Origin of the sequence: Flavobacterium terrigena (assembly GCF_900108955.1) — a bacterium.
GTDB lineage: Bacteria > Bacteroidota > Bacteroidia > Flavobacteriales > Flavobacteriaceae > Flavobacterium > Flavobacterium terrigena.
Genome location: NZ_FNYA01000003.1, coordinates 84556 through 107594, shown reverse-complemented (window position 1 = coordinate 107594; position 23039 = coordinate 84556). Strand labels below are relative to the sequence as shown.

Annotated in this window: 19 protein-coding genes; 6 read left to right on the top strand and 13 right to left on the bottom strand. The window is 32.5% G+C overall.

The window, feature by feature from the left end; genetic code table 11:
* Window positions 1-38: 38 nt before the first annotated feature.
* The gene (locus BMX42_RS07040; RefSeq protein ID WP_091311208.1) at window positions 39-1523 is read right to left on the bottom strand and encodes a GH3 family acyl-acid amido synthetase; all 1485 of its coding nucleotides are present in this window, start codon (window positions 1521-1523) and stop codon (window positions 39-41) included.
* A gap of 1 nt (window position 1524) precedes the next feature.
* The gene (locus BMX42_RS07035; protein WP_091311205.1) at window positions 1525-2382 is read right to left on the bottom strand and encodes a murein hydrolase activator EnvC family protein; all 858 of its coding nucleotides are present in this window, start codon (window positions 2380-2382) and stop codon (window positions 1525-1527) included.
* Window positions 2383-2511: 129 nt separating this feature from the next.
* Between BMX42_RS07035 and BMX42_RS07030 the strand changes: the two genes are divergently transcribed.
* Window positions 2512-2715: a Sec-independent protein translocase subunit TatA/TatB gene (locus tag BMX42_RS07030; protein ID WP_091311201.1), complete on the top strand. Its 204-nt coding sequence runs from the start codon at window positions 2512-2514 to the stop codon at window positions 2713-2715.
* 35 nt (window positions 2716-2750) lie between these two features.
* Entirely contained in the window at window positions 2751-3212 is a 462-nt protein-coding gene (locus BMX42_RS07025) for an Lrp/AsnC family transcriptional regulator (protein ID WP_091311198.1), read from the top strand.
* 4 nt (window positions 3213-3216) lie between these two features.
* Here BMX42_RS07025 and argH read toward each other — a convergent pair whose 3' ends face one another.
* Genes argH through BMX42_RS06985 form a run of 8 tightly spaced genes read right to left on the bottom strand, consistent with a single transcriptional unit; the run spans window position 3217 to window position 11178 of the window.
* Window positions 3217-4527, bottom strand: coding sequence for an argininosuccinate lyase (gene argH, locus BMX42_RS07020; protein WP_091311195.1), 1311 nt, complete (start codon window positions 4525-4527; stop codon window positions 3217-3219).
* A complete protein-coding gene (locus tag BMX42_RS07015) occupies window positions 4508-5590 on the bottom strand; it encodes a M20 family metallo-hydrolase (protein ID WP_091311763.1) in 1083 nt (360 codons plus the stop codon). Before BMX42_RS07015 ends, argH begins: the two co-directional genes overlap by 20 nt.
* 4 nt (window positions 5591-5594) lie before the next feature.
* Window positions 5595-6377: an acetylglutamate kinase gene (argB, locus tag BMX42_RS07010; RefSeq protein WP_091311191.1), complete on the bottom strand. Its 783-nt coding sequence runs from the start codon at window positions 6375-6377 to the stop codon at window positions 5595-5597.
* 2 nt (window positions 6378-6379) lie between these two features.
* Entirely contained in the window at window positions 6380-7327 is a 948-nt protein-coding gene (locus tag BMX42_RS07005) for a Rossmann-fold NAD(P)-binding domain-containing protein (protein WP_091311188.1), read from the bottom strand.
* On the bottom strand, window positions 7324-8472 hold the full coding sequence (locus tag BMX42_RS07000; RefSeq protein ID WP_091311184.1) for an aspartate aminotransferase family protein: 1149 nt from the start codon (window positions 8470-8472) through the stop codon (window positions 7324-7326). The genes BMX42_RS07005 and BMX42_RS07000 overlap by 4 nt, the downstream gene beginning before the upstream one ends.
* A 1-nt stretch (window position 8473) precedes the next feature.
* Window positions 8474-9439, bottom strand: a complete 966-nt coding sequence (gene argC / locus BMX42_RS06995; protein ID WP_091311181.1) for an N-acetyl-gamma-glutamyl-phosphate reductase — start codon at window positions 9437-9439, stop codon at window positions 8474-8476.
* Window positions 9426-10637: an argininosuccinate synthase gene (locus BMX42_RS06990; RefSeq protein ID WP_091311178.1), complete on the bottom strand. Its 1212-nt coding sequence runs from the start codon at window positions 10635-10637 to the stop codon at window positions 9426-9428. Before BMX42_RS06990 ends, argC begins: the two co-directional genes overlap by 14 nt.
* Window positions 10606-11178, bottom strand: coding sequence for an N-acetyltransferase (locus tag BMX42_RS06985; protein WP_218141442.1), 573 nt, complete (start codon window positions 11176-11178; stop codon window positions 10606-10608). Before BMX42_RS06985 ends, BMX42_RS06990 begins: the two co-directional genes overlap by 32 nt.
* 473 nt (window positions 11179-11651) lie before the next feature.
* Between BMX42_RS06985 and BMX42_RS06980 the strand changes: the two genes are divergently transcribed.
* Together BMX42_RS06980 and BMX42_RS06975 are read left to right on the top strand one after the other, a co-directional pair.
* Window positions 11652-14441, top strand: coding sequence for an outer membrane beta-barrel protein (locus BMX42_RS06980; RefSeq protein WP_177169135.1), 2790 nt, complete (start codon window positions 11652-11654; stop codon window positions 14439-14441).
* Entirely contained in the window at window positions 14441-15202 is a 762-nt protein-coding gene (locus BMX42_RS06975; RefSeq protein ID WP_091311171.1) for a GLPGLI family protein, read from the top strand. The genes BMX42_RS06980 and BMX42_RS06975 overlap by 1 nt, the downstream gene beginning before the upstream one ends.
* 82 nt (window positions 15203-15284) lie before the next feature.
* On the opposite strand, the gene BMX42_RS06970 is transcribed toward BMX42_RS06975, so the two are convergent.
* Window positions 15285-17417 carry a Tex family protein gene (locus BMX42_RS06970; RefSeq protein ID WP_091311168.1) on the bottom strand — a complete coding sequence of 711 codons (2133 nt, stop codon included), beginning with the start codon at window positions 17415-17417 and terminating at the stop codon, window positions 15285-15287.
* A gap of 55 nt (window positions 17418-17472) precedes the next feature.
* Between BMX42_RS06970 and BMX42_RS06965 the strand changes: the two genes are divergently transcribed.
* Window positions 17473-17733, top strand: coding sequence for a DUF1294 domain-containing protein (locus BMX42_RS06965; protein WP_091311166.1), 261 nt, complete (start codon window positions 17473-17475; stop codon window positions 17731-17733).
* Between the two features lie 50 nt (window positions 17734-17783).
* Window positions 17784-18386 carry a trimeric intracellular cation channel family protein gene (locus BMX42_RS06960; RefSeq protein WP_091311162.1) on the top strand — a complete coding sequence of 201 codons (603 nt, stop codon included), beginning with the start codon at window positions 17784-17786 and terminating at the stop codon, window positions 18384-18386.
* A gap of 14 nt (window positions 18387-18400) precedes the next feature.
* Here BMX42_RS06960 and BMX42_RS06955 read toward each other — a convergent pair whose 3' ends face one another.
* Window positions 18401-19450, bottom strand: coding sequence for a hypothetical protein (locus BMX42_RS06955; RefSeq protein ID WP_091311159.1), 1050 nt, complete (start codon window positions 19448-19450; stop codon window positions 18401-18403).
* 95 nt (window positions 19451-19545) lie between these two features.
* Window positions 19546-22992 (bottom strand): pyruvate carboxylase, encoded by a 3447-nt coding sequence (locus BMX42_RS06950; protein WP_091311155.1) that lies wholly within the window; start codon window positions 22990-22992, stop codon window positions 19546-19548.
* Window positions 22993-23039 lie beyond the last annotated feature (47 nt).

Below are 23039 nucleotides of genomic sequence, written 5' to 3'. Positions count from 1 at the left end.
GACCGATTTCTATTACTGAAAATTAATAATTTCTTCATTTACACTTCAAAAAAATCGGCAATTTTTCTATCGTTGCTCAATCGTGGTAATTTGTTTTGTCCGCCTAATTTTCCTATCGATTTCATATAGTCTTGAAAGCCATTTTTTGTCACTTTTGTAATCACAAGCGTTCGCAACACATGACCTTTTATCAAATCGTCGTAATACACATTTTGTTGGCGCATTTCTCCGTCAATTTTTAATGCAAAAGCTTCTAAATCTTCTGGTTCCGAATCAAATTCTATCAACCATTCGTGATAAGGTAAACCGTTTTTTGGATTAATTTGTGGCGCAACTGTAAATTCGTTAACACTAATATTTGTTCCAAAAATCGCATTTTGCAAAGCGGTTTCCACTTCTTTACCAATAACATGTTCGCCAAAAGCGGAAATATAATGTTTGATTCTTCCTGTGACGATAATTCGATATGGTTTTGTAGAGGTAAACGCAATAGTATCACCAATATTGTATGCCCAAAGTCCGGCGTTGGTAGAAATAATCAAAACATAATTTACACCAATTTCTACTTCTTTAATTGTCAGTCTTTTAGGGTTTTCTGTAAAAAATTCATCTGCTTTTATAAACTCATAAAAGATACCTGAATTTAATAATAACAACATGCCTTTTTCTTTCTGAGAATCTTGATAGGCGAAAAAACCTTCGGATGCTGGAAACAATTCAATTGAATCGACTTTTCTGCCGATTAATTGTTCAAACTTGGCGCGATACGGTTCATAATTTACACCACCATAAATGAACAAATTGAAGTTTTTAAACAAGTCACCAACTGGTTTATTTGCTTTCGTTTTTAACTTTTCGAAATACATTTGCACCCAACTTGGAATACCTGAAATCACCGACATATTTTGATGAAAGGTTTCTTCAACGATCGCGTCGACTTTAGTTTCCCAATCGTCAATACAATTAGTTTCCCAACTTGGCAAGCGGTTTTTTTGTAAATATTTTGGAACATAATGCGCTACAATTCCAGAAAGTCGACCTAATTTGATTCCGTTTTTTTCCTCCATTTCTGGACTTCCTTGTAAGAAAATCATTTTTCCATCTACAAAATCGGCTTTACCCGTTTCGTGAATGTAACTCAAAATAGCGTTTTTGGCAGCTTGAATATGAAACGGCATCGATGCTGCCGTTAGCGGAATGTATTTCGCACCTGAAGTTGTTCCTGATGTTTTAGCAAAATATAAAGGTTTGCCTTTCCATAAAATGTCTGATTCTCCAGCGACAACTTTCTCTACATACGATTTCAATTGTTCATAATCTCGCACTGGAACATGCTTGGCAAAATCTTGAAATGATTTGATATTCGAAAAATTATGATCCTTTCCAAACTGTGTTTTTTCCGCTTGACGGATTAAATTTGCGAAAACTTTTTGCTGAGTTGCAACAGGATTATTGACCCATTTTTGAGTTTGAGCGTGTGTTTTTTTGGCTAATATTTTGGCGGCAATTGCTTTTATTGACATGTTATTCGAAATTGATAAATTGAATAGGATTTATTGGAATTCCGTTTTTCCATAATTGAAAATGGATTTGGTTTTGCGAAGCATTATCACCAGAAATTGCTATCACTTCACTAGACTTTACACTACTTCCAGAAGATTTCGTTACCGAAGAAAGATTCTTGTAAACCGATAAAACTTCATCTTGATGACGAATGATTACTACAAATCCGCTTGACGGTGTCCATTCCGAAAAAATGATGGTTCCAGGAGCGATTGACTTAACTGGTGTTCCTTTCGCTACGGCGATATTTACACCTAAATTTTTAGAAGCTACATTATAACTTTTTGTGATTTTCCCAGAAACGGGAGCAAACAACACATAAGAAACTTTGGATTCTGATTTGTCGAACACGTTGTATTTATCGTCGTTAGCGACTTCATTTCTCAGTTCTTTTTCTTTTTCTGAAATGGATGTGTTAATCTCTTCATTAAGATTTTCAGCAACTTGAATGGAATCTTTATTCAATTTCGCATATTCCAAATCGCCATTTAAAACGGCTTTTACCGAATTGATATACGCGTTATTTTCTTTCGTCACTTTTAAAAGTGAATCGGATTTTATGGTTAATAAAGTCGCTTGTTCTTTCAATTTTGTAGAAGCATAACCTGGAATATATTCTCTCAAAGGAGTGAAAGCAATAATAAAAGTGGTTACAAAAATGATTAAAATCGCGCCTAAAGTGGCTACGACAAATACATTCATTATGGTTAATTTTAACGAAAAAGATTCTGCTAACGTGTCTTCATTATAGATAATGAAACGTCTTTTACTTAATAATTTTTGCTTGAGCGCTTGAAATTTTAGTCTTTTTTGAGACATATAACCTGATTTTATACAAATATAGCAATTTTGTTAGGTTTAGAGAGGAATAGAAAATTAAGTTAAATTAATTTAAAATTTATTTTTTTGTAGTACATTTGCAGTATTAATATATTAAACTCAAAGAAAATGAATTCTTTATATATGACTTTAGGTACAATTGGTGGTACTGAATGGATTATCATTATCGCAGTTGTTTTATTACTTTTTGGAGGTAAAAAAATTCCAGAATTAATGAAAGGACTTGGTGGTGGAATCAAGGAATTTAAAAAAGCTGCTAAAGGTGAAGATGAAGCACCTGTTACTAAAAAAGAAGAAGAAACTAAAGAGTAATTTTATTACTCTTTTTTCTATTTAACAACATATGTATGGATAAAATTGACGCAAGAATACTTAATGTTTTACAAAAAGATTGTACCATTTCTGTTAAAGATGTGGCTGCGTTAGTTGGTTTGTCATATTCGCCTACCTATGAAAGAATACGACATCTTGAAGATTTAGGTGTTATTAAAAAAAGAGCTGCAATTTTAGATCCATATAAAGTGGGAATAAAATTATTTGCCTATTGTAACATTACGCTAAAAATGCAATCTAAGGAACATTTATTAGCATTCGAAAATATTATTATTGACATTCCTGAAATTATGGAAATTACCAGTTTGTCTGGGGTTTACGATTATATGTTGAAAATCGCAACCCGAGACATTGAATCTTATAATGACTTTATCATTAATAAACTGGCAAATATTCCTAATATTGGTCAATACCACAGTAATATTGTGATGAGCATGATAAAAAATGAAACGATTTATCCTTTATCTGAAGATTAAATTGTTATTTAAATCGTTTTAATTGCTCCTTAAATAATTCAGAAATTTCAGTATTGCATAAATTACCCATACTTCCTTCGTGAGTGTGATTTACTTCTAAAACATTGGTTTCAAAAGTATTGTTTTTCACTCTTTTTGAAATTTCTAAATATGCATCTCTAAAAGGAATTCCTTGAAGCACCAATTTATTTACTTCTTCCACAGTAAACAAGTTTAGGTATTTTTCATCTTGTAAAATATCTTTTTTAATAACGATGTTTTCAAGCATTACCAACAACATGTCCAAACATTCTTTTAACGTAATTATCGCTGGAAACAAACATTCTTTAGTCAATTGCATGTCTCTGTGATAACCCGATGGCAAGTTATTCGTAAGAATGGTTAGTTCATTCGGAAGTGCTTGAATTCTGTTACATTTGGCTCTTATTAACTCGAAAATATCTGGGTTTTTCTTGTGTGGCATGATGCTACTTCCTGTTGTCAATTCATCAGGAAAACTAATAAATCCGAAATTTTGGTTCATATACAAACACACATCTGTTGCTAATTTTGTTAGCGTGCTAGCAATCCCCGACAAACCCATGGCGGTAACTTTCTCCACTTTTCCTCTGGTCATTTGCGCGTAAACCACATTATAATTCATCGTTTTAAAATCTAATAAATCGGTAGTTTGTGCTCTGTTTAAAGGAAAAGAAGAACCATAACCTGCTCCTGAACCTAACGGGTTTTTATCAGCAACATTGTACGCTGCGGTTAACAATTCTAAATCATCACTTAAACTCTCCGCGTAAGCGCCAAACCAAAGTCCAAAAGAAGAAGGCATGGCCAATTGAAAATGCGTATATCCTGGTAATAAATCAGCTTTGTGCTTTTCACTTAGAAACAATAATTTTTCAAAAACGGGTTCGATTTTTTTAACAATAGTTTTAATTTCTTCCTTAATAAACAGCTTAATATCTAACAAAGATTGATCGTTACGAGAACGGCCAGCGTGAATTTTTTTACCTATGTCGCCGATTTTTTCCGTCAACATAATTTCAATTTGAGAATGCACATCTTCCACACTTTCATCGATTTTAAATTCTCCTTTTTGAATCGAAATTAAAATGTCGTTTAAGCCTTCATGAATTGTCGCTAAATCTTTCTCGCTAATTAAACCAATATCTTTCAACATTGTGGTGTGTGCTATCGATCCTTTAACATCTGATTCTGCTAAATACAAATCCCATATTTTATCTTCACCAATCGTAAAATCCTCTACCAATTTTTGGATGGTTGTATCTGTTTTTTCGTTATTATTTTGCCAAAGTTTCATCGAATTGTTGGTTAAATGTGTGTAATAATTGAATGTATAAATCGATTCCTTCTTTAATTTCACTGATGTGGATAAATTCATCAGCTGTATGTGAACGAGCAGAATCACCAGGTCCCATTTTGAACGTTTTAAAAGGCATCAAAGCTTGATCAGAAGTCGTTGGCGAAGCATAAGTTTCTTTTCCAATTTTAATTCCGGCTTGTACCAAAGGATGGTCTTCAGACACATAAGAAGGATTTAATCGGGTGGAACGCGGAATGACTTCACACGAAACATGTTTCTTAATAATTTCTAACACTTCTTGATTGTTATATTTATCTGTGGTTCGAATATCTACAGTAAATTGACACGTTCCAGGAACCACATTGTGTTGACTTCCAGCATTGATAATACTAACAGTCATTTTTACTTTTCCAAGCATCTCCGATTCATTTGGAAACTCGTAATTCTTAAACCATTCAATGTCTTTTAGCGCTTTATAAATCGCATTTTCACCTTCTTCTCTTGCAGCATGACCCGATTTTCCGTGTACGATGCAATCAATAACAAACAAACCTTTTTCGGCGATGGCAATATCCATTTTCGTCGGTTCGCCTACAATTCCAAAATAAATTTCTCCTAATTCAGGCAATAGAATTTCCACTCCGTTGTTCCCTGAAATTTCTTCTTCAGCTGTAGCGGCGTAGATTAAATTAAAGTTCAAATTCGGATTGTCGTAAAAATGTAAAAAACACGCTGCTAATGAAATTAATGGTCCGCCCGCATCGTTACTGCCTAAACCGTATAAAATACCATCTTCAATATTTGGACTGAATGGATCTCGAGTATATTGCTTGTTCGGTTTAACCGTATCGTGATGAGAATTCAGTAAAATGGTGGGTTTACTCGCATCGAAAAATTTATTTTTAGTCCAAATATTATTTAACAATCTGTTGGTTTTTATTCCTTTTTGTGTAAAAAATTGCTCGATTAATTCCGCCGTTTTATCTTCCTCTTTACTGAAAGAAGAAATGGAAATTAATTGTTGTAATAAGACGATAACTTCGTTTTTAAGTTGTTCCATTTGTTTATTGTTGTAATTGTGTACCAATTAAATTTGTTTCTAATGTGGCTAGTTGATTGGCGTGATAAAGTAAAACTTTGTTGACTCCGTTGTTGATGGCTTCGAAGGCGTTGTCTAATTTTGGAATCATTCCGTTAGAAATAATTTTACTCGTTTTTAATTGTTCATATTCGGGTCGGTTTATCACTGGAATATACGATTCGTCATCATCTGGATTTTGTAATACACCTTTTTTCTCAAAGCAAAAACTAAGATCTACTTGATAAGTTTTGGATAAATCGATTGCAATTTGAGTCGCAATTGTATCCGCATTCGTGTTCAATAATGTGCCTTCCGAATCGTGAATAATCGGACAAAAAACAGGAGTTATTCCTTGCTGAATGAAACGGATAATTTGCTTGGTATTTATCGTAACGATTTCGCCTACAAATCCAAAATCTATTGTTGGATGATTTCTTTTTTTTCCAGAAATTACATTCGCATCAGCGCCACTCAATCCAATCGCATTGCATTGTTTCGATTGAAGTTTAGCCACAATGTTTTTATTTACTAAACCAGCATACACCATTGTTGCAATTTTTAAAGTTTCTGAATCTGTAACTCTTCTTCCTTCAATCATCGTTTGTGCAATGTTCAGTTTTTGAGCCAACTCAGTAGCGATTTTTCCGCCGCCATGAATTAAGATTTTTGGTGTTTTTATTTGCGCAAAATCATATAAAAACTGGTCTAATAAAACCGCGTCATCAACAACATTTCCTCCTATTTTTATGATTTGTAAGCTTTGCATGATTACATTATATTTTCTATTATTTTTTTTAATACAGTTTGAGTGGCAAACACTCTGTTTTCGGCTTGAGCCAAAATCAACGAATTTTCACCATCGATTAATTCATCGGATAATTCCAAATTTCTTCTAACAGGCAAACAATGCATAATTTTAGCACTGTTTGTTTCCTTCATTTTTTCTTCGTTAAGCAACCAATCATCTTTCACATCTAATACTTTTCCGTAATCTGTAAAAGACGACCAGTTTTTTACGTACACAAAATCGGCTTCTGCAAGCGCTTTTTGTTGGTCGTATTCTATGGTTGCGCCATTTGTAAATTCTTCACTCAGTTCATAGCCTTCTGGATGCGTAATCGTTAAATCGTGTTCACAAGCCAATGCCCATTGTGCAAACGAATTAGCCACAACTTGTGGAATCGGTTTTACATGCGGCGCCCAAGTCAGAACAATTTTCGGTTTGCTTTGTTTTTGATGTTCTTTAATCGTAACCATATCCGCTAAACTTTGCAACGGATGTAAAGTCGCCGATTCCAAACTCACTACTGGAACTTTGCAATATTTGATGAACTTATTTAGTATTTCTTCCGAATAATCTTCTTGCTTATTTACTAATGAAGGAAAACTACGAATCGCTAAAATGTCGCAGTACAAACCCATTACGGCTGCCGCTTCTTTTATATGTTCCACCGAATCTCCACTCATCACAGAACCATCTTGAAATTCTAACTTCCAACTGTCGCTACTCACATTAATCATCATGACTTGCATGCCTAAATTCTGCGCTGCTTTTTGAGTGCTCATACGAGTACGTAAACTGGAGTTGAAAAAAATTAAACCAATTGTTTTATTATTTCCAATTGTGGAAAATTTTTCGTTATTTTTTAAATTTATAACATCTTCTAACAGTTGTTTGGGGTTTTCAACATCTTTAACGGATATAAATTGTTTCATTTTAGAATGTCTTTTAATGCATGAATAAATTGGTCAATTTCCTCTATAGTTACAGCTAAAGAAGGTAAAATACGCAACGTATTTTTGTTACTGGAAGAGCCCGTAAATATTTTGAAATCTGATAATAATGTGTTTCGAATTTCCGCACACGGTTGATCCAACTCAATTCCAATCATTAATCCTAAACCTCTAACTTCTTTAATTTGAGGAATATCTAAAAAAGCTTCTTTCAAATAATCTCCTAAGACTAAAGCGTTTTCAATCAGGTGTTCTTTTTCCAACACATTTAGTACTGAAATTGCTGCAGCACAAGCCAAATAGTTTCCGCCGAAAGTCGTGCCCAACATTTCCTTTTGAGCTTCAATGGTTGGACTTATCAACAAACCTCCAACTGGGAAACCATTACCCATTCCTTTCGCCATGGTAATAATATGAGGTTTGATATTGGCATGTTGGTGTGCGAAAAATTTCCCAGTTCTTCCGTAACCCGATTGTACCTCATCCAGAATTAGAATACTGTTTTTTTCATTACATCTTTTTTCTAAATGTTGTAAAAATTCTGCATCCGGAATGTTGATACCTCCAACACCTTGAATTCCTTCGATAATCACGCAAGATATTTCTTCATCAAAAGCATTATCAAAAGCTTCAATATCGTTTAATGGCAGAAAAATAATGTTTTGATTTTCGTTAATTGGTGCGACAATTTTTGGATTATCTGTAGCCGCAACTGCCAAAGAAGTTCTTCCATGAAAGCCTTGTTTAAAAGCGATTATTTTTTTTCTTCCATTATAAAACGAAGCTAGTTTGAATGCGTTTTCATTCGCTTCAGCTCCAGAATTACATAGAAATAAATTGTAATCTGTGTATCCTGAAAGTTCTCCAAGTTTTTGTGCGAGTTGATTTTGCAATTTGATTTCGATTGAATTCGAATAAAAACCAATGTTTTTCAACTGTTTGGTAATCGCAGTAACATATTCTGGATGACTATGTCCGATAGAAATTACCGCATGACCACCATATAAATCTAGGTATTCAGTTCCTTTATTATCCCATAATTTAGAACCCAATGCTTTTTGAATTTCAATCGGAAAAATTGAATATACATCAAAAAGACTCGTTTTTTCTTCTACTATATTTTCCATTTTAAAATGCGCTTGGTTTTAATTTTAAGCCCATGGTTTCTTCCAAACCAAAAAGCAAATTCATGTTTTGTACTGCTTGTCCTGAAGCTCCTTTTAGTAAATTATCGATGATGCTTACAATCAATAATTTATCGTCTTGTTTTTCTAAATACAACAAACATTTGTTCGTGTTTACTACCTGTTTCAAGTGAATATTCTTTTTCGAAACAAATACAAAAGGATGCTTTTCATACTTCTTTTCAAATATGTTCTGAATATCATCTAATGATTTTTCGCAAGTCAAATACATACTAGCCATAATTCCTCTTGTAAATGAACCTCTTTGTGGAATCATGTTAATACTGTGATGAAAATCAGGTTGTGCAAAAACAATACTTTGTCCGATTTCTGCTAAATGCTGATGTGTGAAAGCTTTATACACCGATAAATTATTTTGTCTCCAACTAAAATGAGACGTTTCACTTAAAGATTGTCCTGCTCCCGTTGAACCCGTTATACAAGTAATATGAACATCACTTTGCAACAGCTTTTTTTCCGCCAAAGGCAATAATGCCAATTGAATTGCTGTTGCGAAACACCCTGGATTTGCTACATGTTGTGCTATTTTAATTACTTCTCTATTTAATTCTGGTAAGCCATAAACAAAAGAATTTCCGTCAGAAATCAATCTGAAATCTTGACTCAAATCAATAATTTTTATCGAATTATCGAATTGTTTCACCAGCTCTTTTGATTCGCCGTGAGCGACACATAAAAAAACTACATCCACTTCGTTGTGAAAATGGTTGCTAAACACCAAATTCGTATCGCCAAATAAATCGTCGTGAACATCATAAATCTTATTACCAGAATTGCTTTTACTGTGTACAAATACAATTTCAGCCATCGGATGATGAATTAAAATTCTCAATAATTCACCCGCCGTATAACCGGCACCTCCAATAATTCCTATTTTAATTTTGTTCATGTTGTACTGTTTGATTTACCTTATGGTAGATAGAAGTTTGATTTCCAAAAATTTTGGTAAACCCTTTTACATCTTCACCTGACCAAGAATTATTCATTTCTCCGTAAGAACCGAAAGCATCCGACATTAAATCGTGGTTACTTTTTATTCCGTTCAAAACATATCTGTAAGGCAACAAAGTGATATACACTTCTCCTGTTACTGTTTTTTGTGTATTATTTAAAAAAACCTCAATATCACGCATCGTTGGATCGAGCATTTGTCCTTCATGAAGCCAGTTTCCGTACCAACTTGACAATTGCTCTTTCCAAAATAATTGCCATTTTGTTAACGTGTGTTTCTCTAACAAATGATGTGCTTTGATAATCAATTCTGGCGCTGCGGCTTCAAAACCAACTCTTCCTTTAATTCCAATAATCGTATCGCCCACATGAATATGTCTTCCAATTCCAAAAGGTTGCGCCAATTCTTGTAAATATTCTATCGCTTGAACCGGATGCACAAATGTTTCGTTATTAACCGAAATCAATTCGCCATTTTTAAAACCAAGCGTAACTTCTTTAGATTCTTTTTCAGTTACTTGAGTTGGCCAAGCCTCTTCTGGTAAATTTTCTTGTGAATTTAACGTCTCTTTTCCTCCAACAGAAGTTCCCCAAATTCCCTTATTAATGCTGTATTTCGCTTTAACAAAATTGAATTCCACTCCGTGAGATTTTAAAAATTCTATTTCCGTTTCTCTACTTAATTTATTATCTCTAATAGGTGTAATTATCGTCACATCTGGAATAAGATGGTTGAAAATCATATCAAATCTCACCTGATCATTTCCAGCTCCAGTACTTCCGTGAGCCAGCGTTTTAATTCCTAAAGAAAGTGCATATTTTGCCACACTTTGCGCTTGAATAACTCTTTCAGCACTCACAGATAAAGGATAAACGCCATTTTTTAAGACGTTTCCAAAAACTAGATATTTTATAGATTCGTTATAATATGCTTCACGAACATCAATACATTTATAGGAAGCCACACCCAATTGTTTGGCTTTTTGTTCTAATTCTAGGATTTCATTTTCTGAAAAAGCTCCTGTATTTATGGTTACGGCATGTACTTCGTATTTTTTAATTTTACTCAAATACACCGCACAATACGTGGTATCTAAACCACCACTATATGCTAATACTATCTTCTCTTTTTGCATCTTCTTTTTCTTTATTATTATTTACATATAACATGGCTGTACAAAGGCAATTTTTGAAATCTTTACTTTTTAATATTTCATAATTGACACAGCTTTTACAACCATTCCAAAATTGTTCATCATTTGTTAATTCCGAATACGTAACCGGTTGATACCCTAATTCCGAATTGATTTTCATGACCGCCAAGCCTGTTGTTAGTCCGAAAATTTTAGAATTCGGAAATTTGGTTCTCGACAATTCAAAAATTTTAGCTTTTATCATTTTTGCTAATCCGCCTTGACGGAATTTTGGATCTACAATTAAACCGGAATTCGCCACATATTCTTCATTTTGCCACGTTTCGATATAACAAAACCCAGCCCATCGATGGTCTTCGGTTAAAGCAATTATCGCTTTTCCTTCTTCCATCTTTTGCTTGATATAATCGGGCGACCGTTTTGCAATTCCTGTTCCTCTAATTTTAGCAGAGGATTCCATTTCTTCGCAAATTTTTGCAGCCCAATCAAAGTGATGTTTCGTAGCAACCTGAATAGTAAACATTTGTAATTTTTTTGCAAATATATACAAATAAAGATATTTTGTATTGTTTTAATGAATTAAAAAAGATATTATATCTGATTTATATTGTTTTGAAAGACAAATAATGTAATTTTTAAATAAATTGAAGGAAATTAACGTTTTAAAAGATTGATTTTCAGGATTTGGAGTAAATTTTTGCTGAAAACGCATTCTTCATTTTTATGAAAAACAAAAAACCCAAAATCTCACGGGGAAATTTTGGGTTAATATATCTGTTTTTAAGTGGTAAAACAGATAAATTTTATAATCATCGTCAACTGAATGTGTTTTCTGAAAACTACTTTATATTAAACCTGTTAGTACTGTCTAACCATTATATAACAACAATTGTTTTTTATCTATCAAAAAATATGACTAAAATATTCTTTAAAAATATACGTTTAATCAAAAAACTACGTTATCAACCTTTACCAAAACAATTATTAAAACTTTTTATGTTAAAAAAAGAATTCTCTTTCCTTGCCTTGTTTTTTATTCTCTTTAGTTTTTCCCAAAAATCAACTCTAAAAGGTGTTGTAATTGATGAAGATAAACATCCTGTTCAAAATTCTGTAGTTGCCCTATTAACTGAAAAAGATTCGGTTTTACATCGTTTTACGAGATCTGATAAAGATGGGAATTTTCAACTTAAAAATATTACTACTAAAAAGTACATATTAATGACTTTTCATAATCAATATGCCGATTATGTTGATGAAGTAATTCTAAAAGATGGAGAAAATAATTTCGGAAACATATCACTTTTAAGCAAAAGTAAAGTCATTCAAGAAGTGTTGGTGAAAGGTAAAGTAGGTTCTATACGGATAAAAGGAGATACCACAAGTTACAAAGCAAGCGACTTTAAAGTTGGTGAAAATGCGAATGTTGAAGAATTGCTTAAAAAACTACCTGGTATTCAAGTTGACAAAAACGGAAATATAAAAGCTATGGGTGAAACAGTTCAAAAAGTTTTAGTCGATGGCGAAGAGTTTTTTGGAGACGATCCAGGTATGGCAGTAAAAAACTTACGAGCCGATGCAGTTAAAGAAGTACAGGTTTTTAATAAAAAAAGTGATCAGGCAGAATTTACTGGAATTGATGATGGTAATACTCAAAAAACCATAAATCTTAAACTTAAAGAAGAAGCCAAAAAAGGTTTTTTTGGTAAAATTGATGCTGCTGGTGGACCAATTAAAGATATTGATTCAAGATATAATAGTAACGTTTTATTAAGTTCATTTAAAAGTAAACGAAAAATTTCAGCTTTTTTATTAAACGGAAATACAGGTCAAGATGGCTTAAGTTGGGAAGATAGAGATAAATATGGAGATAATGATGGTATGTCTGTAAACATGGATGATGACGGCAATATGAATTATATGTGGAGCGGAGGAAATGATGATGATGAACCTTTTGTTGATACTCAAAATGGATACATTAAAAACACTAATGCTGGTATGCAATACAGTAATAAATGGAACGACAAGCAAACCTTAAATTTATCACCAAAATTTAACAATCAAATCTATAACAACAAAAGAATTAGATCAAATAAAAGACAAATTGGCGCATCGCAATTAAATGAAAATTCAGAAACATCTAGTTATGTTGATAGAACCAATTATAAACTAAACGTTTCGTATGATGTAAAAATAGATTCTATGAACACGATTAAGTTTTCTACAAAAACCAATTTTTACAACACAAATAGCTATGATTTTACGAACGGAAATACAACAGATGAAAACGGTGTTTTAAAAAATAAAAGTAAAGTAAATTTAAATACCGATTCGGATAAAAATGCATTAACCGCAAATGTTTTGTTTAAACATAAATTTGCAAAAGCTAGACGTACGTTTTCTATAAATATAAACTGGAATAAATTAAACAGTAATTCAAATAATTATTTATTATCTGATAACGAAAGTTATACTTCAGGAATATTGACTTCAAATATTAATATAAATCAAAATAAAATTGGCGAAAGGACAACACAAGGTTTAACTACAAAATTTAGTTATACGGAACCTTTAAGCAAAAAATTTGCTTTAGAATTTGGGTATCAAATAAATTTAAATTCAGGTATAAACAAACAATCTACCTTTGAATTTAACTCTACTACAGATAATTATGATGTGTTTGTAAATTCCTTATCAAATAATTTTAAACAAAAAATCATAACAAATAGGCCAAGTTTAAAATTAAGCTATAATTCTAAAAAAATTAACTATGGTTTTGGTAGTGGTTTTGGATTTACAACTTTTGATTTGTTAGATCAAACTTTAAATAAACAATACAACCAAAGTTTCACTAACTTTTTTCCTTCTGCAAATTTTACATATAAATACAAGAGTAATTCAAGTATCCGTTTATCATATAACGGTTTTACAACACAACCTACTATTGATCAATTACAACCAGTACTTAATAATCAAGATTTTTTTAATCAAGTAATTGGAAATCCAGATTTAAAACAATCCTTTACAAATAGTTTTAATTTAAACCAAAATAGCTATAACATGATGTCTGAAATTTACATGTATCAAGGAATAAGTTTTAGAACAGTTACTAATCAAATCTCTAATAATAGAGATATTAATCCTGATGATGCAAAAACAACAACTAAAGCAATAAATACCAACGGAAACTATTCTGGTAACTATTACTTAGGCTTAGGTTTTAAAATTAAAAAAATAGACTTAAATATAAACGTATCACCTTCTATAAACTACAGAAAATCAGTTATTAGTATTAATAATATAGAAAATGATACTAAAAATTTAGGTTCAAGTTTTGATATTAATTTTTCTAGAAATAAAGAAAAAAAGTATGATATTTCAATAGGAAACAGATTTTCAAACAATAGAAATAGTACAACTATAAACAGTGAAATAAAATCATTTAACACCAATAATTTAAGTTTTAATTTTAGTGTTTATTTTACTGAAAAATGGAAGTTATCTAGTGATTATAATTTATTTACCAGACAAAAAACGGAAGATTTTCAAAACAATTTAACCAATCAGTTATGGAACGCAAGATTTCAACGCACGTTTAAAAATGATGAGTTTACAGCATACATTATGGTTCGCGATATATTAAACCAAAACATTGGAATAGAACGTTATAACAACGGAAATGTAATTAGCGAAGAACAAAATGACCGATTAAAAAGATATGCTATGATTGGTTTTACTTGGAATTTTAAAAACAAAAACGAAATCAAACCTCAACCTGAAAATTAATGAAAAATATAGTTGTATACATCAGTGCTTTACTATTCACAGCGAATTCTTATGCACAACAATTTATAGATAAAGCTGTTATAGAATTTGAAGTAAATACCAATTTAAAAAAGAAAATGAGTAATGATAGTTGGACAGAACAGATTAAAGAAAATATATCTGATCTTAAAACATCTTACTATATCTATACTTTTGAAGACAATAAAAGTATTTTTAAATTTGATAGATGGAGTGAAAAAACAAGAATTCCTAATTATGAAAAAGAAGATGACGAGGAAAGTATTTGGTATTTCGATTTTACTAGCAATAAAATGAACATTCAAAAACAAATTTTTGGTACAAAAATTATTATTAACGATAGTATAGCCAATATAGAATGGCGATTAACCAACGAAAACCGAGAAATTGCAGGATATAATTGCCGTAAAGCAGTAGGTAAAATCATGAACGATGTATATGTTTTTGCTTTTTATACAGATGAAATTACTATTACTGGTGGACCTTGTTCTGTAAATGGGTTACCAGGTATGATTTTAGGTATAACTATTCCAAGATTATACACTTCTTACATGGCAACTAAAGTTACATTAAATAGAGAGAAAGCTACTGAAATTAAACCTCTAGAAGCCAAAAAAACATACACAATCACCGAATTAAAAACGTTAATTACTGAAAAAACAAAAGATTGGTGGACTTACGGCGATGATAAAGAAGAAAATACTCGCCAAAAAAATATGTTTATGTGGGAAGCTTTTTTATAAAACTATAAAATCCCAAATTCCAATGTCATACTGAGCATGTCGAAGTACCTTGGGATTTGGGATTTTCTGTTTTTTGGAATTTCTATAGTACCATCGTCAACTGAATTCTTTTTCTAGCTTCATCAACCTCAACGACTTTGACTTGAACGTGTTGGTGTAGTTTTACGACTTCATTCACATCAGAAACGAAACCTGCCTTTAATTGTGAAATATGTACCAAACCACTTTCTTTTGTTCCGATATCAACGAAACAGCCAAATGCGGTAATGTTATTCACAATTCCTGGTAAAATCATTCCGGTTTTTAAATCTTTTATCGTGCGAACATTCGGATCAAATTCGAAAACTTTTGCCGCTTTTCTTGGATCTAATCCCGGTTTTTCTAATTCTTTTAAAATGTCTTTTAAAGTTAGAATTCCGATTTCTGGAGTGATGTAATTTTCAGGTGAAATCTGCGTAATTTTTTCTTTATTTGCGACTAATTCATGAGTTTTAATTCCTAAATCTTTCGCCATTTTTTCAACAATCGCATACGCTTCAGGGTGAACAGCCGAATTATCTAACGGGTTTTTTCCATCTTTAATTCGGATAAAAGCCGCCGCTTGTTGGTACGCTTTTTCACCCAAACGCGGTACTTTTTTCAGTTGTTTTCTGTCTTCAAACGGACCATTTTCAGAACGAAAAGCGACAATATTTTCTGCCATTTTTTCACCAATTCCAGAAACATAACTCAACAACGATTTACTTGCTGTATTCACGTTAATTCCGACCGCGTTTACGCAACTCATCACCACAGCATCTAATTGGTCTTTTAATTTATTTTGATCGACATCGTGTTGGTATTGTCCGACTCCAATTGACTTTGGATCGATTTTCACCAATTCCGCTAACGGATCCGACAATCGTCTTCCAATAGAAACCGAACCACGAACCGTTACGTCATAATTTGGAAATTCGTCACGCGCAATTTTACTCGCCGAATAAACAGAAGCTCCGGCTTCAGAAACCACAAATACTTGAAGTGGTTTATCAAAAGCAATTTTCTTAATGAAAAATTCGGTTTCACGAGACGCCGTTCCGTTACCAATAGAAATGGCTTCAATATTATAGGCATTCACCATAGAACGGATTTTTTTCATCGCCATCGCGCTGTCGTTTTGTGGCGCGTGTGGATAAACCGTTTCGTTATTTAATAAATCGCCTTTTTCGTCTAAACAAACCAATTTACAACCACTTTTATAACCTGGATCGATCGCTAAAATTCGTTTTTCACCCAAAGGTGGTGCCAATAATAACTGACGTAAATTTTCTGCAAAAACATCAATTGCTTTGATGTCGGCTTTAGTTTTCGCTTCTTGTAAGGTTTCATTTGAAATCGCAGGTTCTAACAATCTTTTATAACTGTCTTTAATTGCTTTTTCAATTTGTGGCGCACAATCGTTATTGGTTTTTATTAAATTATCTTCCATAAAACGAATCACTTCAGCTTTATCATCGTCATTTAAACCTACATTTAACTTGATAAAACCTTCGGCTTCGGCACGCAACATCGCTAATAATCTATGTGATGGCGTTTTGGCTGCGTTTTCAGACCAATCGAAATATTGATTAAATTTTTGAGCGGCTTCGTCATCTTTTTTGGTTTTTACGACTTTAGTCGTGATTTCTGCTTTACGCTGAAATGTTCTTCGTAACGATTTTCTAATGAAAATATTTTCATTAATCCATTCGGCAATAATGTCGCGAGCGCCTTGTAAAGCTTCATCTTCATTGACAACTTTATCGTTTAAATACTTCGAAGCTAAAAACTCAATATCATCAGATTTTTGACTCATAATGATTTTCGCCAAAGGTTCCAATCCGTTTTCACGAGCGGTGTCGGCTTTGGTTTTTTTCTTCTTTTTATAAGGTAAATAGAAATCTTCCAATTCTTGTAAATCGAAAGAATTATCAATTTTTTGTTTCAATTCTGGCGTAAGTGCATTTTGTTCTTCTATAGATTTTAAGATGCTTTCTTTTCTTTTTACGATTTCGATAAATTGCTTATTTAGTTTGGCAATTTGCTCAATTTGAACCTCATCTAAATTTCCTGTTTGGTCTTTTCGGTAACGAGAAATAAACGGAATCGTACAATCTTCATTTAATAATTGAAGTGTACTTTCAATGCTTTTTACAGCAATGTTGGTTTGAGTTTGTATGAATTGAATTGTAGTCATTTTGTATAAATAAAGATGCTAAAATACTATCTTTGTGCGAATAATTAAATCATAAATGAAACTCTTTTTACTTTATCTTTTATCTATTAATGTCGTCAGTTTTTTTCTTTTTGGGTTTGATAAATTTTTAGCAATAAAAAACAAGAGACGAATTCCTGAAAAAGAGCTTTTTACAGTTTCAACAATTGGTGGTGCAGTTGGAGGAATGTTTGCTGTTTTAGTTTTTAAACATAAAATTTCAAAAGCTACTTTTATGTGGCGTTTTATGTTCATTTTTATTATAAACATTATTGGAATTTATTTTTTATTGAGATAGTATTAAAATCTCTATTTTTGTTTACGTATTAATCCCTTTTATTTTTTGCTGTGGAAATTTTACCGATTTTATCTTACTTAGGAATATTTGTTTTTGCGGTGACTGGCGTTTTAAAAGCGAGAACCCAACGTTTCGATTTAATTGGCGCGGTAATTTTGTCTTTCGTAATGGCGTATGGCGGCGGAACTACACGCGATTTATTAATTGGAATTCGGCCTGTGAGCTGGATTAATGATAATTTTGCCATCATTTTAGTTTTGATTGCAACCATCGTAACTTTTTTCTTCAAGTTAGACTTCAAAGTGATAAAAAAATTACTTTTTTGGACCGATGCGTTTGGAATTGGATTTTTTACAATTGTAGGTTTACAAGTCGCACTTCAAGCTGGAATTAGCGAAGGTTATGCGTTGATAATGGGTGTAATTACGGCAACTTTTGGTGGATTATTGGCCGATATTTTATGTAATTCTGTACCGAATTTATTGAAACCAGGAGAACTTTATGCCACAGCTTGTTTAATTGGTGGTGCTTTATATTTAGCAATGGAATTTTTCAAAATCAATCACGAAATTAGTATGATTATTTGTGTGTTGGTAACGGCTACGATTCGAATTTATTCGATACGAAAGAAGTTACAATTGCCCGTTGTTTAGAGTTGAATTTGGTATTATTGATTATCACTTTTGTAATTTCTTTTCATAAAATTTAAAGCCGCTTCAATAATTTCTCCCATTGATTTTGCTTTTTTAAAATTGATATCCAAAGTGAATTTATACGTGTCCATTTTAAGTTGCTCTAATTTTTCTTTTGGCGATAATTCCATAGATTTCATGGCAGTCAATAAATCATTTAAACGTTCTTCTGAACCCACCAATCGTTTTACTAAAATGGAACGTTCTTCGTTTTGATATTGTTCAATCGAGTTTTCTTTTAATTTGTCGTTTACCAATTGATAAAAAGGAAAATTTTCTTTGAAAAGATGTGGTTTGTATAGCTTGAAATTGCCTTCATAACATTGTTGATCAAAATCGATAGCGCGAATTTTAAACACGATATGATCGTAATCGTAAATAGGAATCACCACAAAATTATAGGAACGCATGTCGCCTAAAAGGCCAATCATACACCTTTCGTTAAACTTCACAAATTCTTTGGCAATTTGAGCTTTTTCAGATTCGGTACAATTTTTTAGGTGTTTATCTAGAAAAACGTCGCCTGGAATTCCAACAATATGTTCTTCAATAAGTGTGTCTTTAAAAACCAGATAATTAATTCTATTTGGCGATAAAATATCTTCTAATTCTAGTCCAAATATTCGCGAAGCGTCGGCTTTTTTGATGTAAAAATGCGTGTAATTATCATTCAGAATATTTCTGATTTTGATTCGGAAAGGTTTCGAATTACCAAAAGTGCAAAAATCAATATGATCGACATTTAAGAATTGTAAATTACGTTCATCACCATCGGAATGTAAAAGCGTGTAGATTCTTTTTAAACTATTGTTTATTTCAATAGTTTCATATTCGTTATAATAGGTTCTTACCCAAAGTGTGTCTTCTCCTTCTTTATCGTACACCACAACCGAACCTTGAAAACGCAACAAATCGTCATAAAAAACATTTGTTTTGGTTAATCTTTTATATTTTTCAAGATAACCGTACAAAATGTCGTTTATGGGATAATATTGTTTTTTGAAAATAGGCGCATTATTATCCATAAAAAGAAATAGCTGTGTTTACAATGGTATAAATGTAAAGAAAAAAGCTGTTTCAACGTTTGAAACAGCTTTTTTTATTCTTAATCAGTCGCCAATTATTTCAATTGAATAATGCAATCGTCTTGTTCTACCATTGATTTTTCGTTCAATAAAATTTTAGAAACCACTCCTTTTTTAGGAGCACAAACCGTAGTTTCCATTTTCATGGCTTCTATGACAAATAAAGGTGTGTCTTTTTCAACTTCTTCACCTTCTTTGACTAGTATTTTAAGCAAACTTCCTTGTAATGGAGCGCCAACATCATTCGGTCCAGAAATTTTGACATGAGCCGCTTTTAATGATTTTACAGCTTTATCTTTAACCACAATATTTCGCGTTTGACCATTGATTTGGAAGAATACTTCTCGGAATCCATCTTCATTTGGTTCGCCCATATATCTGAACTTAACCAAAATGTTTTTACCTGAATCGATATTCACAATGATTTCTTCATTAGGTTTCATCGGATAATAGAAACTTGGTGTAGGTAATTTTTCTACACGACCGAAGTATTTTCTAAACGTATAAAAATCTTCAAAAACTTTTGGAAACATAATGTATGACAACAAATCTTCCGTGGTTAGTTTGTCGTCGAATTTTTCGTGAAGTTTCTTTAATTCTAAATCAAAATCAACTGGTTTTATATGTGTGTTTGGTTTTTCGGTGTACGGTTTTTCGTTTTTCAAAACCATTTTTTGAAGTTCTTTCGGAAAACCACCAAAAGGCTGACCTAAATCGCCTCTAAACAATTGTTTTACCGATTCTGGGAAAGCCAAAGTATCGCCTTTTTCCATCACATCTTGTGCGGTTAAATTGTTGGATGTCATGAACAAAGCCATATCGCCCACCACTTTTGAAGACGGCGTTACTTTTACAATATCTCCGAACAATTCATTCACCACAACATAATTTTCCTTTATTGTTTCGAATTTATCTTCTAGACCTAAACCACGAGCTTGCGGTAAAAGATTAGAATATTGTCCGCCTGGAATTTCATGATCATACACCTCAGCTGTTCCTGCTTTTAGTTCGCTTTCAAAAGGATAATAGAATTCTCTAACGACTTCAAAATAATTAGAATACTCGTTTAATTTTTTCAAATTAATTGGATTTTCTCTTTCCGTTCCTTGTAGCGCCGCAACAAGCGAATTGAAATTTGGTTGCGATGTAAGTCCGCTCATCGAAGCCAACGCCACATCAACCACATCAACACCTGCTTCAATTGCTTTAACGTATGTCGTTGACTGAATCGAAGATGTATCGTGCGTGTGTAAGTGAATTGGAATTGAGATATTTTTCTTCAATTCTTTAATTAAAATTTCGGCAGCATAAGGTTTTAACAATCCAGCCATGTCTTTAATCGCAATCATGTGCGCACCAGCAGCTTCTAGTTCTTTAGCTAAATCAATATAATACTGAAGGTTAAATTTTTGTCGGTTTGGATTTAAAATATCTCCAGTATAACAAATACACGCTTCGGCTATTGAATTGGTTTTTTCTCTAACCACTTTAATACTGTGCGTCATGCCTTCAATCCAGTTTAGAGAATCGAAAATTCTAAAAACATCTATTCCATTTTCGGCACTTTTGATGATAAATTGTTCTAAAACATTATCAGGGTAAGCAGCATAACCAACGGCATTACTTCCTCTAAAAAGCATTTGAAGTAAAACATTTGGAGCGGCTTTTCTAATCATGCGCAAACGTTCCCATGGATCTTCGTGGAGAAAACGCATCGTAACATCAAATGTAGCGCCACCCCAAACTTCCAATGAAAATAATTGAGGAACATTTTTAGCCATACCTTCCACTACTTTTAAAATATCGTGATTACGCAAACGTGTTGCAAAAAGCGACTGGTGTGCATCACGAAGTGTCGTATCAGTATAAAATATTTTCTTTTCGTTTTTGATGTATTCGATAAATTTATCTCTACCTAATTCGTTAAGTAAATCCTTAGTTCCTTTTGGATATTCCGTTGTAGTTTCTGAAGGAATTAATGCTTTTCTAAAAACTTTATCTGCATCATACGTTTTCACATCTGGATGTCCGTTTACTTTTAATTCGGCCAAATATTTCAACAATTTTGTACCTCTATCTTTAGAATATTCGTATTTCGGAACTAATAAATGTGGATTATTAGGAATAAAATTTACGGTTGTTTCACCGCTTCTAAAAATGTCATTTTCCATAACATTAATTAAAAACGGAATATTGGTTTTTACACCTCTAATTTTAAATTCTTGTAAGGTTCTTTTTAATCTGTCAGAAGCGCCTTTTAAAGTTCGACCGCTTGAAGATACTTTTACTAACATCGAATCGAAAAATGGCGAAATCGTTACACCAGAATAACAACTTCCTTCATCTAAACGAATTCCGTAACCGCCAGCATTTCTGTAGGCAATTATGGTTCCGTGATCTGGTTTGAAATCGTTTTCTGGATCTTCTGTGGTGATTCTACATTGAATCGCCCAACCGTTACATTTAATATCTTCTTGTTGGTGAATAAATATCTGACTGTGTGTTAATGGATGTCCGGCCGCGATAATAATTTGAGATCGCACCAAATCAATTCCGGTAATTTCTTCAGTTATAGTGTGTTCTACTTGAATTCTTGGATTAACCTCAATAAAATAGATATTTTCTTCTTTATCCACTAAAAACTCAACCGTTCCTGCGTTATTATAATTGACATATTTCGCAATGTTAATCGCATATTGATAAAGTTTATCTTTTGTTTCTTGTTTTAAAATCGAAGGTGCAATTTCAATTACTTTTTGGAAACGTCTTTGAACAGAACAATCTCTTTCATATAAATGCACTACATTTCCATGGTTATCTCCTAAAATCTGAACTTCAATGTGCTTTGGATTATCTATAAATTTTTCGATAAAAACTGTATCATTTCCAAATGCTTTTAAGGCTTCACTTTTCGCATTAAAAAAAGCCATTTTCATTTGTTCTTCATTTTGAACAACGCGCATTCCTCTTCCGCCTCCGCCAGCTGCTGCTTTTAGCATAATTGGAAAACCAATTTCATTCGCTTGAGATAAGGCGTCTTCAACGGTTTCTAAATTAATTTTTGAATCTTTGATAAGTGGCACTCCAATAGCCATCGCTACTTTTTTAGCGGCAACTTTGTCTCCCAATTGTAGCATTACTTCGGCTCTTGGTCCGACGAAAATAATGTTCTCTTCTTGACATCTTCTAACAAAATCGACGTTTTCAGACAAAAATCCATAACCTGGATGAATGGCGTCCACTTGGTTTTCTTTGGCAACTTTAATAATTGCCTCAATGTCTAGATAAGGTTTTAAGGATTCCGAGTCGTCTCCAATTTGAAAACTTTGATCGGCTTTGTACCTGTGTAAGGAATAACGGTCTTCGTACGTGTAAATGGCTACTGTACTGATTTTTAATTCTGTAGCTGCTCTAAAAACACGGATGGCAATTTCGCCTCGGTTCGCTACAAGTAGTTTTTTAATAGTTAGGTTTTCAGACATTTTGTTTAGTAGATAAAGTTGTGTGTATGTTACCTACCAAAAATACA